We start from the raw sequence: 16,133 nt of genomic DNA, 5'->3' as shown, positions 1-16,133 counted from the left end.
AGGAGTACGTACCCGATGTCATCAGAACTCATCACCACCGATCTTGTGGCGCTCGACGCCGACTTCGGTGACAGCATCGAATCAGTCATTACCAACCTGGCCACGCTTGTCCACGACACCGGCCGCGCCACCTCCGTGGAGGAACTGGCTGGCCCCGCCATCGAGCGTGAAGCAAAAGCTGGCACCGGTGTCCCCGGTGGCGTTGCCATCCCACACTGCCGCTCCGCCGCAGTGTCTGAACCCACCTTGGCCTTCGCCCGCCTCTCGCGCGGTGTAGACTTCTCCGGGCCCGATGGCGACGCCCACCTGGTGTTCCTCATCGCCGCCCCGGAAGGTGGCGGTAAAGCACACCTGAAGATCCTTTCCAAGCTGGCTCGCGCGCTGGTGAAGAAGGACTTCTTGGAGGCTCTGCGCACCGCGCAGACCAAGGAGGAAATCGTCTCCCTGGTACTCGACGTGGTTAACGCCGAAAAACCGAAGAAGAAGGCTACGGCCAGCGAATCGGCACCTGCAGCTGCGGCTGCTGTGCCTGCGGCGAGCAAGGCTGCGGATTCACAGAAGACCCGCATCGTGGCCGTGACCGCATGCCCGACCGGCATTGCCCACACATACATGGCAGCCGACGCCCTCACCCAAACCGCCGAGGAGCGCGACGATGTCGAGCTCACCGTAGAAACCCAGGGTTCCTCCAATAACACCGCTGTTTCTGCAGACACCATCGCGGCTGCCGACGCCGTCATCTTCGCTACCGATGTCGGTGTTCGCGACCGGGAGCGCTTCGCCGGAAAGCCCGTTATTGAATCAGGCGTCAAGCGCGCCATCAACGAGCCGGGCGTGATGCTCGATGAAGCTATCGCTGCGTCCAAGAACCCCAACGCACACAAGGTCGCAGGCACGGCAGGCGCAGCCTCCTCTAGTTCCGCAGAAGAAGGCGAAGGACTGGGCTGGGGCAAGCGCATTCAGCAGGCCATCATGACCGGTGTGTCCTACATGGTGCCCTTCGTCGCTGCCGGTGGCCTCCTCTTGGCCTTGGGCTTCCTCTTCGGTGGCTACGACATGGCCAACGGTTGGCAGGCCATTACCAGCGATTACTCGTTGACCAACCTGCCGGGCCATGACGTCATGGTTGATGGCGAAATGATGACCTTCAAGAAGGCAGGGTTCGCCCTGTACATCGGCGCCGTGCTCTTCGCCATCGGTCAAGCATCGATGGGATTCATCGTCGCGGCGCTCTCCGGCTACATTGCCTTCGCGCTGGCGGGCCGCCCGGGCATCGCGCCGGGCTTCGCCGGTGGTGCCATTGCGGTCACCCTCGGTGCGGGCTTCATCGGTGGTCTGGTCACCGGCCTTATCGCTGGCTTTGTTGCGATGTGGATTGGCAAGTGGAAGGTCCCGCGCTGGATCGGCTCCCTCATGCCTGTGGTCATCATCCCGCTGCTCGCCACCATGGTTACTGGCCTGCTCATGTACCTGCTGCTCGGTGCACCGCTGGCCGCCATCATGGAAGGCCTGCAGAACTGGCTGTCCTCTATGTCCGGTTCCTCCGCGGTCCTTCTGGGCATCATCCTGGGACTTATGATGTGCTCCGACTTGGGTGGCCCGGTCAACAAGGCTGCTTACCTCTTCGCTACTGCTGGCCTGTCCACGGGTGATGAGGCTTCCATGAAGATCATGGCCGCCGTTATGGCCTCCGGCATGGTTCCGCCGATCGCACTGTCCATCGCTACCTTCGTACGCAAGAACCTGTTCACGCCTGCGGAGCAGGAAAACGGTAAGTCCGCCTGGCTGCTGGGGCTGTCCTTCGTCTCCGAGGGCGCTATCCCGTTCGCTGCTGCCGACCCGCTGCGTGTCATCCCGTCAATGATGCTCGGTGGCGCAGTAACTGGTGCTCTGTCGATGTCCCTGGACGTCATGTCTCGCGCCCCGCACGGCGGTATCTTTGTTATCTTCGCTATCGAACCTGCGTGGGCCTACTTCGTGGCTATCCTTGCCGGCGTCATCGTGTCCGCCATTGCGGTCATCGCGATGAAGCAATTCTGGCCTAACAAGGCTGCTGAAGAAGCTGCTGCGAAGGCAGACAAGGCCAAGGCCGCCGCCTAGCGCCTAAGCCGCGTACACTTGTAAGCACGAAACACCGTAATTCGAAAGGATTATTATCATGGCTTCTAAGACCGTCAAGGTTGGCTCCTCCGTCGGACTGCACGCACGTCCGGCCTCCATCATCGCCGATGCCGCCGCTGAGTTTGACGAGGACATCTTCCTGACCCTCGTTGGCGATGAGGACGAGGATGAGACCGATGCTGCATCCTCCCTCATGATCATGGCTCTCGGCGCCGAGCAGGGCGACGAAGTCACCGTGACTTCTGAGAACGAGGCCGCTGTGGAGAAGATCGCCGGTCTCATCGAGCAGGACCTCGACGCTTCCTAAAGCACTTTCCGTCTATAGAACGGCAGAGCTCCCGCTTCCCTCTTGTACTGAGGGTGGCGGGAGCTTTTTGTTTCTCCGTGTCTGCGCGGGCTCTTTCTCTTGTCTTCTCCCCTCCACTGAGTGATCTACTGTGTAGAGTCAAAGAGATGACTGGCCAGCCAACAACGCCCCCAGACGTCGGCTACGAGGTCATGGGAGCGTTGACCCGGTTCCGCGGCGACCTCGATACCGAAACCCTCTACCACGGAGTCGCCTCACGCCTCTGGGCGGATCAATTAGCGGGAGATTATCCGATTGGAAAAGCAGACTTCGCCAACCCCGAAACCATTTCGTGGCCAACTCATACCGACGACGAGGTATACATACACACGGTGGAAGAGCTGCTGGACTACGCACAGGCTCATTCCGGCAGTGATGATGTCTGGCTGGATGATGAGTTCGTGGGGAGAGCTTTAAAGGGACCGAAGTAAAAGCACCTTATGCAGACTTCTGCACACATTCACCTGGGGTTTTCTAAATCAAAGCCTCCAGATGGTGCCTTTACTCCGTTCAGGCGGCGAGGGTATGTATAGTACTTCGCGCCGCGGCCCTCACCAATGGAGCCGTAGAGCTTCTTCATCACCGGGTAGAGCACGATGATGCCGACAGAGCCCCAGGCAATGCCCTCAAGCGTCACGCCAAAGACGTCGAGGGTGAGGTTGCCAATACCCGCGATGAGCGCCACCGCCGCAGCAGTGAGGTTCACCGGGTTATTGAAGTTGACCTTGTTGTCCATCCAGATGCGCACGCCGAGCATGCCGATGAGCCCGTAGAGGACAATGCAAGCACCACCCAGCACGCCGGTGGGGATGGTAAAGATGAGCGCGCCAAACTTCGGGATGAAGGCCAGAGCGATGGCTGTGATAGCAGCTACCCAGTAGGCGGCCGTGGAGTAGACGCGGGTCGCGGCCATCACGCCGATATTCTCCGCGTAGGTCGTAGTACCTGAGCCACCGAAACCACCAGCCAGGGAGGTGGCAAGACCGTCTGCAATGAGGGCGTCACCGGCCAGATCATCGAGATCGCGTTTGGTCATCTCCGAGACGGCCTTGACGTGACCGACGTTCTCAGCAATCAGCACAACCAGCACCGGCAGGGCTGCCGCGATGGCGGAGACGTGGAACTCCGGCGCATGGAACTGCGGGAAGCCAATCCAGGCTGCTTCGCGGATGGACTGCACAGCGCCTTCGCCAAGGTTGCCCGTGGCAGCCGCAAAAGCCCAACCGACAACGACACCGATAAGAATCGACAGGCGCGACACCATGCCGCGACCAGCGACGGTGGCCAGGATGATGACCGCCAGCGTCACCGTGGCAACCAGAGGCTGGCTCGAATAATTGGTGGCAGCATTGGGCGCCAAGTTAAGGCCAATCAGTGCCACGATGGCGCCGGTCACAGCCGGCGGCATGACGGCGTCAAGGACCTTCCGGCCCGCCGCCTTCACCGCGAAACCAATCGCCACCAGGACCAGGCCAGTCACTAAGACGGAACCCGCCTGTGCGCCAATGCCGTACTGCTGGGAGGCGCTCAGCGGCGCAATGAACGCGAAAGAGGATCCCAGGTAGGAAGGCAGGCGGTTGCGGGTAATCAGGAGGAATAGGATTGTTCCCAGGCCTGAAAACAGCAACGTCGTATTGACCGGGAATCCGGTCAGGGTGGGCACCAGCAGTGTCGCGCCGAACATGGCCACGACGTGCTGCATGCCAATGCCGATAGTGCGGCCCCAGCTCAATCGTTCTTCGGGTGCGACGACCGCGCCCGGCTTAATCGTTTTTCCGTCCCCGTGGACGGCCCAGCCAAAATTACTCACGAACCATAATTATGGCTCACGGGAGCACTGAAACCTAAGCGTCCTCACCGGCCACGCGAAATTCCCTGAGTTCGGCGGCAATAGAGGCGGGCAGGCGAACGTCGACAAGCGTGCCCTGACCCGTGTACTCCTCACTGCGCACGGTGCCCTGGGTATGGATGCGATCGACCACGTCCCCGCGGGTAAACGGAATGAGCAACTGCACGTGCTCGTCTTGGGAATTGAGGAACAGCTCCACACGCGCAGTGAGCTCATCGATGCCCTCCCCCGTCTTGGCGGAGACATAGACGACATTGTCGCGGTCGAGGGCGTGGCGCAGCTCCGCGAGTACCAGGGGGTCAGCCTGGTCAATCTTATTAATGACGATAATCTCCGGCGGGGCTTCCTCACCGGTGTCCTTCACAATGTCATAGATGACCTTGTTGACCGCTTCAATCTGCTTGAGCGGGAAAGGATCAGAGCCGTCCACCACATGAAGCATCAAGTCCGCTGCGAGGACTTCCTCCAAGGTGGATTTGAAGGCTTCCACCAGCTGCGTCGGCAGGTGGCGCACAAAGCCGACGGTATCGGTGAAGACGACCTGACGGCCATCGGCCAGCTCGGCGCGGCGCGTAGTGGGATCCAAGGTAGCGAACAGCGCGTCCTCCACCAGCACGCCAGCGCCCGTCATCGCGTTGATGAGCGAAGACTTGCCAGCGTTGGTGTAGCCAGCAATAGCGATCTGCGCAATCGTTGAGGATGCGCGGCGCGAGCGCTTGATCTCGCGTTCCGTCTTCATCCCTTTAAGTTCCTTGCGCAGCAGCGCCATCTGCGTGCGGATGCGGCGACGATCCGTCTCAATCTTGGTTTCACCGGGTCCGCGCAAGCCGACACCGCCGTTGGATCCGGCTCGGCCACCCGCCTGGCGCGAGAGGTTACCGCCCCAACCGCGTGTATGGGTGTAGAGGTACTCCAGCTGTGCGAGCGAGACTTGGACCTTACCTTCCTTGGACTTGGCGTGCTGCGCGAAGATGTCCAAGATGAGCATGGTGCGGTCGATAACCTTGGTGTTGAGCGCTCGTTCTAATGCCGTGAGCTGGCCCGGGGTAAGTTCGCCGTCGCATACCACGGTATCCGCGCCGGTGGCAGTCACGATATCCTTGAGCTCTTTCACCTTGCCGGAACCGATATAGGTTCCAGGATCCGGCTTGTCGCGCTTCTGATACAGGGCTTCGATGACCTCTGCACCCGCGGTCTCCGTCAACGCGACAAGCTCCGCCATCGTGGCCTCAACCTCGGCCACGGTGCCTTCGGTCCACACGCCCACCAAGATCACTTGCTCAAGGCGGAGCTTGCGGTACTCCACCTCGTAGATGTCGGTGCTGTCTTCTGAGCGGATTGTGGTCTTACGGTTCACTCGCCGGAAGGCATTGCGCTCCGCGAGGTCGAAATCACCGGTGGACGGCACCTGTGGCATGGGCGCGGGCTCACCAAAAGCCTGCGCGAGGAGATCATCATGGGTTTCTTGTGTCATATGTTTTCTATTCTTGCACGTCACGCCTCTTAACAGGGAATCTCCGTTGCACACGACCTTGTGCCGATCCCGGCGGCAAGGCTCACCGACAACATTTTTGAGTCATCGCGGCGCCAGATACAATGGGCCGCATGACCGTCAAAGAGACCACCCACCCAGAGATGCAGGCCATTGGCCTCAACTACGAGCGCTGGCAGGACGCCGTCGAAGCCGCCATTTCCACCAACCAGCTGGCAGTCACCGGGGAGGTTCGCGGAGGACAACTCATTCAGTTCTCGGATCCTTCCGGGGCGCAACTCAATATCCTTGCCGTCGAACCTTTCGCCACCTTTATCGGCTTCGAGGGCGTCACCCAAGGATTCGCTCACGTCTCTATGATCAACGATGTCTTGGCTTACCTGGACATCATCGATCCTTTCGGAAACGTTCTCGCGCAAGCAACGGCGAACCTGGCGCAGGGCCCGCTCTTGGCAGATGAGGACACCCAGCAGTGGCAACAGGTAGAGCTCACCGCGATGGGCCTCGACGTCACCGCCTTCGACAGCACTGAAGCCTACGAAGCCGAGAAGGGTGCCTACCCAGCCACGTTTGAATCCACTGGCGCGGCAATTGTTGCGGCCGGTTCCGGTTCCGAATCCCCCACGCCGGGCTGCACTTTTTCCGCACGGGTCATGGAATCCGAGTGGCGCCACAACCAGCTCACAGGTAAGCGCTTCATGCACCTCGTCATGGATGGCACCTTCCCCTTCGATCTGTGTCTGCCGGAGAGCTTTGGTGAGCTGCCACCGAAGGATTCCGTTCTTGCGGGTTCGGCGATGTTGACGGCCTCGATTGCGCTGCCCACCGGTGGTTGTGGCGGCGAAGGCGGCTGCGCTTGTGGCTCTGGAGGCTGCGGAGGCCACTAAGGTCTCGGAGAGTTGTCACCATGATTTTTTCCGCATCTCAGCGTCGCGGTCTAGCGCTGCTTCTCGCCGCAGTTACCGCTGCGGTGTTGATTGTGACGCTGAAGCTGCCGGGAGTCATCCTCGCTGCTTTCGTCTGCGGCGCGCTGTGGCTTTTCGCCGATGCCCGCCCCAACGCCTCGGAGCATGCGGCACTGCGGGCTTCCATTGCGCTCACGGTGGAGGACATCACGGGTGTCCTCGAGGACTATGCCACGTTTGCTACGAGCGATGACGCGGAGTCCTTAGCCGACCGAACATTGCACCGCCCCGCGCTTGTCGACGTCGACTGCGCAAACCCCGTCATCGAAGCGTTCCACTACGAGATGCATGGTGCGCAACGCTTCTTACGCCGCCTCGATGCGCGGGTGAACTCACCGCACGTTGAAACCAGTGAGCTGGAATCCCTGCTTAAAGTGGCCGACGAGCGCGCCGCAGAACTCAAAGAAGCCTGGCTCGCGGCCCGCCGCGCCGCCTTGGCCTTGGGCACCAACTACAAAAAAGAGGACGGACGCTAAACGCCGTCCCGAAAAGCCCTATAGTGAAGTTTCACCAGTTGCCACGATGCGCGAAGGCCCCGTCAGCGTGGAGCCGTCTTCGGTGATGTCCACCTCTACCTCGCCGCCCGGAACAATGACGCGGACGTGGCCGGTGACCTGGGAGGCATCGGCAAGCGCGGCGCACGCTGCCGCCACCGTTCCGGTGCCGCACGAGCGAGTCTCACCCGAGCCGCGCTCGAAGACGCGCATGTGAATCACACCATCGCGCAAAGGTGTCACCAGCTCTACGTTGACGCCTGCCGGGAAAAAATCAGTGTCAAAGACAGGCTGCTCAAGGCGCTTTCCAGCCAAGGCCTCTGCGCTAAGCCCCGGGATTACAGCCGCCAAATGGGGGTTTCCCACGTCCACTCCTAGCCCGGCGAAGCTCTCCCCCGCCATCGCAGCCGTGGAGACACCGAGCACCTGTGCTGGTCCCATCTCCACGCTAACTTCGGCCTCAGTCTCGCTGAAAGAGTGCACGGTAACCTGCTTGGCGCCGGCGCGCGTGCCCACGGTGAAGGTGTCTTCTTCCACCAACCCACGGGAACGGACCCAATGCGCGAAGACGCGGGTGCCGTTGCCACACATTTCCGCCACGGAGCCATCCGCGTTGCGGTAGTCCATGAACCAGTCATCGGCGTTAATACCCGGCGCGAGCTCATCGATTTCTCCAGAAGCGAGCAGTTCACCAGCGCGGATGACGCGCAGTACACCGTCGGCGCCGATTCCGGCTCGACGGTCACACAGTGCCGCCACCTTTTCCGGCGGTAGCGGCTCGGTTCCCTCCACAATAACGAAATCGTTCTCAGTTCCGTGGCCTTTAGCAAAGTTCATAGCTGTAGAGTCTAACGCCCTTCGAGGACACGCAAAGCCTGCGTGGTCGTGTCAGCCGCGGCATCCAACCAGTGGATCCGTTTATCGCGGTTGAACCAGGCGCGCTGGCGGCGCACATAGCGGCGGGTTCCGGTGATAGTGCGCTCCACTGCCTCCTCCCATGTCAGCTCTCCGCGCTGTGCTTGGAGAACTTGGGCATAGCCAATCGCCCGCCCGGCTGTGGACTCAGCCTTCAAGCCGCGGATTTGGAGGCTCTCCACTTCCTCCACCAGCCCCTTGTCGAACATGAGGCGGCTACGCAGCTCGATGCGCGGGTTCAACCAGCTGGCTTCCGTGCGCAACCCGAGGATTCTCGTGCCCCACCGGGGCGGGGCGTTCTTCGGTGGCTGGCTGGCTTTGAAAGGCTTGCCTGTAAGCTCGATGACTTCCAGCGCGCGCACGGTACGGCGCGGGTCCTTATCTTCAATGATGGCCGCGGCTGCCGGGTCCACGCTGGCAAGCTCTGCGTGCAAGGCATCGGTACCAATCTCTTGGCGCCGGGCTTCCCAGCGAGCGCGCACCTGCGGATCAGTGGGCGGGAATTGCCAATCATCCACGAGTGATTGGACATAAAGCATGGAGCCGCCCACCAAGATCGGAGTCTTGCCACGCGCTCGAATACTCTCGATATCCGCGATGGCAGCGGACTGATAGCGTGCTACCGACGCCGTTTCCGTCACGTCCCACACATCGAGCTGATGGTGTGGGATACCTTCGCGTTCCTCCATCGTTAGCTTGGCGGTGCCGATGTCCATGCCACGGTAGAGCTGCATCGAATCAACGTTGACAACTTCCCCATCAAGCTCGTGTGCAAGAGCTACGCCGAGAGCCGACTTTCCGGAGGCCGTCGGGCCGACCACTGCAATGGGGGTTGGCGCGTGCGGGTGAGTATGAGTCATCAGCACTGCCACCCCGCCACATAGCGCCCTACCCCGAGGGTTGAATCCGCTGCCCGAAGCTCCGCGTGCCGTGGGTGCACGCCTGCCAGCTGTGCCCAGAGGTTCGTCTCGAGCACACCTGCGGACCGCAGACGTGCCTCGTCGCAGTGTGCTTCCCCGCCGGCAAGAACGCTTTCGCACCACAAGTGGGCATCCCGTGCGCCGTCGACGAGGGCTAGTGGCGCGCGTTTGGTCAGGCCTGCTGAGCCATCAACACAGACAACGGTCAGGCGGGCGGGACGGACCTCACCGAGTTCAGCGCGGGAATCCTCCACCACGAAGCCTGGTTCATCGGGTGTGTGGGCAAGCGCGCGACAAAGCACGTAGCGGGCCATGATTTCTGGCAGAAAGTTGCCTCCGCCGACGTCGACCTGCGGCGCTCCCCATGCTCGCAAGCTTCCCGTATGCTCGGTGCGCCACCGAGTATCACGCGATCCCACGATATCTACCTTGAGAGGGCCTCCGCCGCTTATGCGTGCGGCATCGCGAGCGAGCTCGCAGGCCGCGCCGAGCAGCGCGCGCGAAGCGTCATCGCCGGGAGAGAGTTCTTCCGCCAGAGCCGGGGAGGCTGGCATAACCATGAGATTCTGCATCAACTCCCATCCTATAAGGTTTGTTTTTCGGGGTTAACACGCGGCTGCACGGCGGAAACGGTAGTGTTGTGTCACATAAGTTTTGGCAGCCGTGTCGCGCGGCGCGATAGTACCGAAGGTGGTTTCCTACCATGTCCGCTATTCCTTCTCCTGGAGCCATGCCCCGCAAGGGCGCTCGTCCCGGCCCGTCGGCTTCCGCCCCCGCCGCACGACCGGTGCAGCCGGCAAAGAATGATCCCGCTAAATGGGGCCGCGTTGATGCTGATGGTTCGGTCTTTGTGAAGTCGCCCGAAGGTGAACGCAAAATCGGCGAATGGCAGGCAGGCACCCCAGAAGAAGGCTTGGCGCACTTTGGCGCCCGCTACGACGATCTGTCTACCGAAATCGAGCTGCTGGAATCCCGCCTGCAGGCGCATCCGGACGATGCAGCGTCGATCAAATCAACCGCGGCAGAGCTCCGGGACTCCCTGCCCACGCAGGCAGTGATTGGTGATATTGCCGCCTTGGACAAGCGCCTGAACACCGTCATTGAGCATTCCGTGGAGGCCGGCGAGCAGGCGCAGGCTAACAAGGCTCGCCGCCGCGAAGAGGCAATCGCCAAGAAGGAAAAGCTGGCGGCCGAGGCCGAGGACATCGCCGCCAACTCGACGGAGTGGAAGGCCGCCGGCGACCGCATTCGCGCCATCCTCGAGGAGTGGAAGCAGATTCGTGGCATCGACCGTCAGACGGATGATGCACTGTGGAAGCGCTATTCCCGCGCCCGCGATTCCTTTAACCGTCGTCGGGGCTCGCATTTCGCCGAGCTCGATCGCAACCGCGCTGCAGCCCGCGCCAAGAAGGAAGAGCTAGTGGAGCGCGCGGAGGCTATTAAGGAATCCACCAACTGGGGTGAAACGGCGCGTGCTTACCGTGACCTCATGACGGAGTGGAAGGCCGCTGGCCGCGCTCCCCGCGAGATCGACGATAAACTCTGGGCCCGCTTCCGTGCCGCGCAGGACCACTTCTTCAACGCCCGCAACGCGGTCAACGACGAACGGGATAAGCAATTCGCAGAAAACGCCGCCGCCAAAGACGCGCTCATTGCGGAATATGACTCCCAGATTGATCCATCCAAGTCCATCGACGCTGCAAAGGCCAAGCTGCGGGAGCTGCAGGAAAAGTGGGAAGAGATTGGTTTCGTCCCGCGCAAGCAGGTGCGCGAATACGAGTCTAAGATCTCGGCTTTGGAAAAGCGCGTGAGCGACGCCGAGGATTCACAATGGCGCCGGACGGACCCAGAGGCCCAAGCCCGCGTGGCCCAGTTCCAAGCCAAGGTGGATGAATTCACTGCACAGGCGGAGGCCGCAGACGCCAAGGGCAATGCCAAAAAGGCAGAGGAACTGCGCGCCCAGGCGCAGCAATGGCAGGAGTTCGCGGATGCCGCTGCGGCTGCTGTCAACGATAAGTAGCGGCTCCCAGTCTGAGTGTTCGTTCAGATAGTCGCCCCGCCGGGCTCGGCACACGCTGAGCCGGCGGATTGCCTCCGCAGCTTTGTCTTCGACGCTAACCTCGCCGCACAGGAAGCCAGCGGTGATCCCGCGGCCAGTGGCTCTCCACGCCGCGTGCTCCAGCGCTTGCAAGGCTCCGCAGAGTCCGTGACCTACCTTTTCGGTCTCACTTCCACCGCGATAGGGACTGTTGGAAAGCTCGGGCTGCCGGTCATTTCGGCAGCCGAGCCCAGTCCAGAAATCGACTTCGACGGTTTCATCCATATCTCACTTCCTCTCTTGGAGGAAACGGACAACGCCGATATCGAATGCGTTCTCGCCGCGGATCTCTTGCCCTTGCCTGGGGAGGAACTAGAGCCAGAGGCTCTCGACGTTACGCGAGCCCTCGCCCGCGAGGCACTCCGGCTTACCCGCCAACTGGGCCGCAAGAATGCCCAGGTTGGCATGCTGTATCCGCCGGACGCGGACCATACCTACGATCCGATGTCGCAGGCCTACCTCGAACTGGGGTTTCGCCAGAAGCACGCCGAGCGTCAGATGTACGTCGACATCCAGCCCACTGCCCCGGTGCTCGGTGCGCAAGTGTGGCCGGACTATGACATCCCGAAAGAGCTTCTGGATGATGTCCTCCGCTTGCTCACCATTGCCTCCGCCGACGCCGTGTACGGTGACTTGAGCGTTGAGCCCATCGTGTGGACGCGGCAACGCCTCAACGAAGCTTACGCCCGGCTACGCTCCCGGAAGGCTCACACGTTGCTCGTCGGCATTCTCGAGCGCGGTCGAGTTGTCGCACTCACGGAGCTGTCGCGCCACGGCGATGCAGACCCCGAAGTGTGCGAGTGGACTCTCACAGTCACCGACCGCGTCTACCGCCGGCGCGGACTGGCCACGCGCGCCAAGCAGCATGCTCAGTACGCGGTGACACACCACTGGCCCACCGTTCGCCGGGCGTACTGTTCTGTGGCCCAAGCTGATCCAGCGATGAATGCGCTCTATGCGCGCCTCGGCGCGCATATCATCTCCGCCAGCAGCGCCTACGAGCTCACCGTGTAGAGCGGATAATCGGTGTAGCCGCGCTCCCCACCTGTGTAAAACGTTCCTTCGTCCGGCGCGGTGATTGGAAGCTGCTCCTGCCAGCGGCGAACGAGGTCCGGTTCGAGATGGCCAAGCGGCCCACGGCCACCGCATCACCATGCTGAACCAGCTCCTCGGCTTCGGCGCGCTGGGTGACCTGGCCAAATCCCGAATTCAGGATGACGCGGGTGCGCCCGTTAGCGCGTGCAAGGGTGCTCAGCTCAGTAATGAGCTCACCGGTAGGCTCTGCGTGGAGGAAGGAAACATAGGCCAGACCGAGGTCTTCACTTGCACGGAGCAGCCCTCCATACGTGGCAAGCACATCCGCGGCGTCAGTTTCCTCGATGCCCTGAATATTGTGTTGTGGCGACAGCCGCAGTGCGAGACGGTCTGCACCGATCTCATCGGCCACAGTACGGAGGATTTCCTCCACGAGGCGATAGCGATTCTCTGGGCTTCCACCATAAGCATCCTCTCGGTGATTGGAGCTCGGGGAAAGGAATTGATGCAGAAGGTAGCCATTGGCGCCATGGATCTCTACGCCATCCATCCCTGCGTCGATGGCGTTGCGAGCGGCCTGACGGAACTCTCCGATGATGCGAGGTAGCTCTTCAACGTCGAGGGCTCGGGGAACCGGGCACTCTTTGCGGGACTCAAAATCTCTGACCGCAGTCCCAGAGGCCACTGCGGAGGGCGCTACCGGCTGTGCCCCTTCGAGGAGACTGACATGAGACAGGCGCCCGCCATTCATTACCTGCATGAAAATGCGTCCGCCGGCCTCATGGACGGACTCCGTCACGCGACGCCACCCGGCAATCTGCTCTGGAGTTTCGACACCGGGCTGGCCAGGAAAGGCGCGGCTCGTCACCGAGGGGAATACGCCCTCTGTCACGATAAGGCCCATGGAAGCGCGCTGCGTGTAGTACGTCTCGTGCACATGTGTGGGGACACCGTCACGGCCTGCTCGTGAGCGGGTCAAAGCTGCCATGGTCACGCGGTTTGGCAGGGTTAGTCGTCCCAATTCAAGTGAGTCGAAGAGTGTAGTCATGCACTCCACAACACGAATCTCATAGCGCTTATTCCTCGTCCTGCTGACGGCGGTGGCGTGAGGCGGCGCGTGAGCGGCGGTCGTCGATAAGCAGCGGGTTCTGCTCCGCTGGCAGCTCAGTCGCGGCTTCGTTTTGCAAGACACCCACGTGGTCAAGCTGCCCCGAGACTTCACGGACACGCTCAGCGGCGGCTAGCTGCTCAGGGCTGCGGCGCAACGCAACTTGGCAGTACACAAGAAAGGCCACCAACGTCGAGACAGCACCCACGTACATGCCGATGGAAGCACCCTCAGCGGCGCCGCCGCGGTACCAGAAGCCCCATAAGTTGACGAAAAAGGAGATGGTCACCATCATCCATGCGGTGAGAGCCACAGATGTCCGCCGCGTGAGGAGTGTGGCCGTGGTCAGAATACCCACGCCACCCAACGCTAGCCAGGCGCTGACGGTCTCCATAAGCGAGATCCGGACTCCCTCGACGGTTCCTCCGACGAAGAGCGCTTCCCATCCGCGAGCCTCGCCAGCATAAGGAAGCACCAGGTACGCTACCCACGCCAGGACGGATACGATGAGCGCGTATTTGTGCTTTCCTAGTTCAATGGTTCTCGCTGCACGCTTCTCTGCCGCGACGGCGTCGCGCACCTGCTTCAAGTCATCACCCATAGGACCGGAGCCTACTCTCTTCTAACAGCCGCAGGAATCAGCCGGCGCGCTGGGCTTGCCGACGCCCGGCAGCCCCAGCCCCACCCCAATCGGAGCCGTCGTAGGTGTCTGCCCTGCCGCCGACATATCGCCGGCCTTCGTGCGGCGGTGCTCGCTGACGCCGGAGTCAGCAACCAGGAAGAAGGAGCCCGCACCCGTCACGGTGGTGTGCACGACATCACCGGGACGAATCTCCGCGGAAAAGTCCTTGCCCACAGGATCGACGGGAGCGAAGTGAACGAGGCGACCATCGCGGGCGCGGCCGGTAAGGCGGTGAGTCTCGGCGGACTTACGGCCACCTTCCGCCTGAACCAGAAGCTCCACATCGGAACCGACGAGCTTCGCGTTTTCCTCAGCCTGGATGGAGTCTTGCAGCGCTACCAAGCGCTCGAAGCGCTCCTGCACGACCTCTTTCGGTATCTGATTCTCCATTTCCGCAGCCGGGGTGCCTGGGCGCGGCGAGTACTGGAAGGTAAAGGCGGACGCGAAGCGAGCTCGGCGCACCACCTCTAGAGTGGCCTCGAAGTCTTCCTCTGTCTCGCCAGGGAAGCCCACAATGATATCCGTCGTAATGGCAGCATGCGGCATCTTCTCTCGCACTTCATCGAGAATGCCCAGGAACTTCTTCGTGCGATAGGAACGGCGCATGTCCTTGAGCACCTTGTCCGAACCAGACTGAAGCGGCATGTGCAGCTGTGGGCACACCGCTGGGGTCTCCGCCATGGCATCGATGACATCGGACGTGAACTCGGCAGGGTGTGGGGAGGTAAAGCGGAGGCGCTCAAGGCCCTCAATCTTGCCTACTTCCCGCAGCAGCTTGGAGAAAGCGAAGCGGTCCCGCGGCAGATCCGGGTCGGCGAAGTTGACACCATAGGCGTTGACGTTTTGCCCCAACAAGGTCACCTCGGACACGCCCTGGTCCACCAGTGCTTGAACCTCTGCGAGGATATCGCCTGGGCGGCGGTCCTCTTCCTTGCCGCGCAACGAGGGAACAATGCAGAAGGTACAGGTGTTATTGCAGCCTACGGATACCGATACCCACCCGGCATAAGCGGATTCGCGCTTTGCCGGCAGCACGGACGGGAAGGCCTCCAGGGCGTCGACGATCTCGACCTGGGCCTCATCGTTGTGGCGGGCACGCTCCAGCAATGCCGGCAGGGCAGCCATGTTGTGGGTTCCGAAAACAGCGTCTACCCACGGCGCATGGTCAAGGACTGTGTCCTTATCCTTCTGCGCCAAGCAGCCACCCACCGCGATTTGCATGCCCGGGTGGTTTTCCTTCGTCTTCTTTAACGCACCCAACGTGCCGTACAGGCGCTTATCGGCGTTCTCGCGCACGGCGCAAGTATTGAAAACGATGAGGTCAGGCTCAGTGCCCTCCGGTGCCGCCGAATAGCCGGCTTCCTCAAGCAGGCCGGAGATGCGCTCTGAGTCATGAACGTTCATTTGGCAGCCGAAAGTCCGCACCTCATAGGTGCGGGGCTGGGAATTAATTACGGGGGAGTTCACGGGGGGACATTCTAACTGGCCCATCCGACTACTCATAATGCCTTAAGTTCGGCAATGCGTGCGTCCAAGACCTCAATGGAGATACGCATAACGAGTTCCTGGTTATAGCCGCGCCGCGCGAGCGTGCCAACGATGCGACGCAAGAACTTGTCCCTCTCATGCCGGTCAGCGGGAACCCTCTTGAGGGTTCGCACCTTCTTTTCAGCTACCTGGCGGGCGACAGCCTCTTCAGATTCTTCAGTGATCTGCTCTAAAGCTATGGCACGGTCGGCAGCCTCGACGCCCTTCTCCTTCAATTCGAGGTTGAGGGCCCGGGCCGATTTTCCTCGCCGGGCGTGACGCTGACGCACCCACTCCTTGGCAAAGGCTTCATCATCAACAAGCCCTGCCCCTGCTAAGTCATCGACGACAGTGTCAACGACCTCTGGCTCAAAGTCCGCAGCGACGAGCCGGTCACGCAGCTCCTTGCGGGAACGCGCCCGCTGATCCAGTAGACCTAGCGCACGGGAACGCACGGGTGCCTTCGCCGCTTCGGCTTCCGCGTCAATGAGTTGCCCGCCGGCGTCACCCGACTCGTAGGCTTCGAGAGCGCGACGCAGCTTTTCGAGTTTCTCTGGTAAAGGTTGTGGCATTGATTCCGA

The 16,133-nt window shown here is 61.5% G+C and carries 15 protein-coding genes and 1 pseudogene; 7 read left to right on the top strand and 9 right to left on the bottom strand.

Annotated elements, in window-relative coordinates; translation table 11 throughout:
- Window positions 1–15 precede the first annotated feature (15 nt).
- The 3 genes from ABZS45_RS03040 (at window position 16) to ABZS45_RS03030 (ending at window position 2,898) form a co-directional block, all read left to right on the top strand.
- Complete coding sequence (locus tag ABZS45_RS03040) at window positions 16–2,100, top strand: fructose-specific PTS transporter subunit EIIC (protein ID WP_412100586.1); 2,085 nt, start codon at window positions 16–18, stop codon at window positions 2,098–2,100.
- 58 nt (window positions 2,101–2,158) lie between these two features.
- Window positions 2,159–2,428, top strand: a complete 270-nt coding sequence (locus ABZS45_RS03035) for an HPr family phosphocarrier protein (protein WP_010190265.1) — start codon at window positions 2,159–2,161, stop codon at window positions 2,426–2,428.
- Window positions 2,429–2,574: 146 nt separating this feature from the next.
- On the top strand, window positions 2,575–2,898 hold the full coding sequence (locus ABZS45_RS03030) for a hypothetical protein (protein ID WP_412100585.1): 324 nt from the start codon (window positions 2,575–2,577) through the stop codon (window positions 2,896–2,898).
- Between the two features lie 29 nt (window positions 2,899–2,927).
- On the opposite strand, the gene ABZS45_RS03025 is transcribed toward ABZS45_RS03030, so the two are convergent.
- Window positions 2,928–4,277 carry a uracil-xanthine permease family protein gene (locus tag ABZS45_RS03025; protein WP_412100584.1) on the bottom strand — a complete coding sequence of 450 codons (1,350 nt, stop codon included), beginning with the start codon at window positions 4,275–4,277 and terminating at the stop codon, window positions 2,928–2,930.
- A 34-nt stretch (window positions 4,278–4,311) separates the two neighbouring features.
- Window positions 4,312–5,790: a GTPase HflX gene (gene hflX, locus ABZS45_RS03020; protein ID WP_070731267.1), complete on the bottom strand. Its 1,479-nt coding sequence runs from the start codon at window positions 5,788–5,790 to the stop codon at window positions 4,312–4,314.
- A 122-nt stretch (window positions 5,791–5,912) separates the two neighbouring features.
- On the opposite strand from hflX, the gene ABZS45_RS03015 reads away from it, so the two are divergent.
- Window positions 5,913–6,695, top strand: a complete 783-nt coding sequence (locus tag ABZS45_RS03015) for a hypothetical protein (RefSeq protein ID WP_070711317.1) — start codon at window positions 5,913–5,915, stop codon at window positions 6,693–6,695.
- 20 nt (window positions 6,696–6,715) lie between these two features.
- Entirely contained in the window at window positions 6,716–7,249 is a 534-nt protein-coding gene (locus tag ABZS45_RS03010; RefSeq protein ID WP_070446737.1) for a hypothetical protein, read from the top strand.
- Window positions 7,250–7,267: 18 nt separating this feature from the next.
- Here the strand turns inward: ABZS45_RS03010 and dapF are convergent, their stop codons facing one another.
- Genes dapF through ABZS45_RS02995 form a run of 3 tightly spaced genes read right to left on the bottom strand, consistent with a single transcriptional unit; the run spans window position 7,268 to window position 9,674 of the window.
- Window positions 7,268–8,104, bottom strand: a complete 837-nt coding sequence (gene dapF, locus ABZS45_RS03005) for a diaminopimelate epimerase (protein ID WP_070446736.1) — start codon at window positions 8,102–8,104, stop codon at window positions 7,268–7,270.
- A gap of 11 nt (window positions 8,105–8,115) precedes the next feature.
- On the bottom strand, window positions 8,116–9,042 hold the full coding sequence (miaA, locus tag ABZS45_RS03000) for a tRNA (adenosine(37)-N6)-dimethylallyltransferase MiaA (protein WP_070446946.1): 927 nt from the start codon (window positions 9,040–9,042) through the stop codon (window positions 8,116–8,118).
- Window positions 9,042–9,674 (bottom strand): hypothetical protein, encoded by a 633-nt coding sequence (locus tag ABZS45_RS02995; protein WP_070644956.1) that lies wholly within the window; start codon window positions 9,672–9,674, stop codon window positions 9,042–9,044. Before ABZS45_RS02995 ends, miaA begins: the two co-directional genes overlap by 1 nt.
- Before the next feature lie 131 nt (window positions 9,675–9,805).
- On the opposite strand from ABZS45_RS02995, the gene ABZS45_RS02990 reads away from it, so the two are divergent.
- Both ABZS45_RS02990 and ABZS45_RS02985 read left to right on the top strand, forming a co-directional pair.
- Window positions 9,806–11,122, top strand: a complete 1,317-nt coding sequence (locus tag ABZS45_RS02990) for a DUF349 domain-containing protein (protein WP_412100583.1) — start codon at window positions 9,806–9,808, stop codon at window positions 11,120–11,122.
- Between the two features lie 15 nt (window positions 11,123–11,137).
- Window positions 11,138–12,214, top strand: coding sequence for a GNAT family N-acetyltransferase (locus ABZS45_RS02985; RefSeq protein WP_412100582.1), 1,077 nt, complete (start codon window positions 11,138–11,140; stop codon window positions 12,212–12,214).
- Here the strand turns inward: ABZS45_RS02985 and ABZS45_RS02980 are convergent.
- The 4 genes and pseudogenes from ABZS45_RS02980 to recX all read right to left on the bottom strand — a co-directional run bounded on the left by ABZS45_RS02980 (window position 12,196) and on the right by recX (window position 16,124).
- Window positions 12,196–13,283: pseudogene (locus ABZS45_RS02980) on the bottom strand (alkene reductase). The gene ABZS45_RS02985 and the pseudogene ABZS45_RS02980 overlap by 19 nt on opposite strands.
- A gap of 28 nt (window positions 13,284–13,311) precedes the next feature.
- The gene (locus tag ABZS45_RS02975) at window positions 13,312–13,944 is read right to left on the bottom strand and encodes a hypothetical protein (protein ID WP_412100581.1); all 633 of its coding nucleotides are present in this window, start codon (window positions 13,942–13,944) and stop codon (window positions 13,312–13,314) included.
- Between the two features lie 21 nt (window positions 13,945–13,965).
- A complete protein-coding gene (miaB, locus tag ABZS45_RS02970; protein ID WP_412100580.1) occupies window positions 13,966–15,516 on the bottom strand; it encodes a tRNA (N6-isopentenyl adenosine(37)-C2)-methylthiotransferase MiaB in 1,551 nt (516 codons plus the stop codon).
- An 8-nt stretch (window positions 15,517–15,524) separates the two neighbouring features.
- Window positions 15,525–16,124 (bottom strand): recombination regulator RecX, encoded by a 600-nt coding sequence (recX, locus tag ABZS45_RS02965; RefSeq protein ID WP_412100579.1) that lies wholly within the window; start codon window positions 16,122–16,124, stop codon window positions 15,525–15,527.
- Between the last annotated feature and the right edge of the window lie 9 nt (window positions 16,125–16,133).

This window comes from Corynebacterium aurimucosum, from assembly GCF_046895345.1.
Taxonomy (GTDB): Bacteria; Actinomycetota; Actinomycetes; order Mycobacteriales; family Mycobacteriaceae; genus Corynebacterium; species Corynebacterium aurimucosum_G.
This window is presented reverse-complemented; position numbering and strand designations above follow the sequence as displayed.

Excerpts from the sequence above, each read along its gene's own strand:
- ABZS45_RS03040 (WP_412100586.1), top strand. The coding sequence starts at position 16 with ATGTCATCAGAACTCATCACCACCGATCTTGTGGCGCTCGACGCCGAC.
- ABZS45_RS03035 (WP_010190265.1), top strand. The coding sequence starts at position 2,159 with ATGGCTTCTAAGACCGTCAAGGTTGGCTCCTCCGTCGGACTGCACGCA.
- ABZS45_RS03030 (WP_412100585.1), top strand. The coding sequence starts at position 2,575 with ATGACTGGCCAGCCAACAACGCCCCCAGACGTCGGCTACGAGGTCATG.
- hflX (WP_070731267.1), bottom strand. The coding sequence starts at position 5,790 with ATGACACAAGAAACCCATGATGATCTCCTCGCGCAGGCTTTTGGTGAG.
- ABZS45_RS03015 (WP_070711317.1), top strand. The coding sequence starts at position 5,913 with ATGGGCCGCATGACCGTCAAAGAGACCACCCACCCAGAGATGCAGGCC.
- ABZS45_RS03010 (WP_070446737.1), top strand. The coding sequence starts at position 6,716 with ATGATTTTTTCCGCATCTCAGCGTCGCGGTCTAGCGCTGCTTCTCGCC.
- dapF (WP_070446736.1), bottom strand. The coding sequence starts at position 8,104 with ATGAACTTTGCTAAAGGCCACGGAACTGAGAACGATTTCGTTATTGTG.
- miaA (WP_070446946.1), bottom strand. The coding sequence starts at position 9,042 with ATGACTCATACTCACCCGCACGCGCCAACCCCCATTGCAGTGGTCGGC.
- ABZS45_RS02995 (WP_070644956.1), bottom strand. The coding sequence starts at position 9,674 with ATGCAGAATCTCATGGTTATGCCAGCCTCCCCGGCTCTGGCGGAAGAA.
- ABZS45_RS02990 (WP_412100583.1), top strand. The coding sequence starts at position 9,806 with ATGTCCGCTATTCCTTCTCCTGGAGCCATGCCCCGCAAGGGCGCTCGT.
- ABZS45_RS02975 (WP_412100581.1), bottom strand. The coding sequence starts at position 13,944 with ATGGGTGATGACTTGAAGCAGGTGCGCGACGCCGTCGCGGCAGAGAAG.
- miaB (WP_412100580.1), bottom strand. The coding sequence starts at position 15,516 with ATGGGCCAGTTAGAATGTCCCCCCGTGAACTCCCCCGTAATTAATTCC.
- recX (WP_412100579.1), bottom strand. The coding sequence starts at position 16,124 with ATGCCACAACCTTTACCAGAGAAACTCGAAAAGCTGCGTCGCGCTCTC.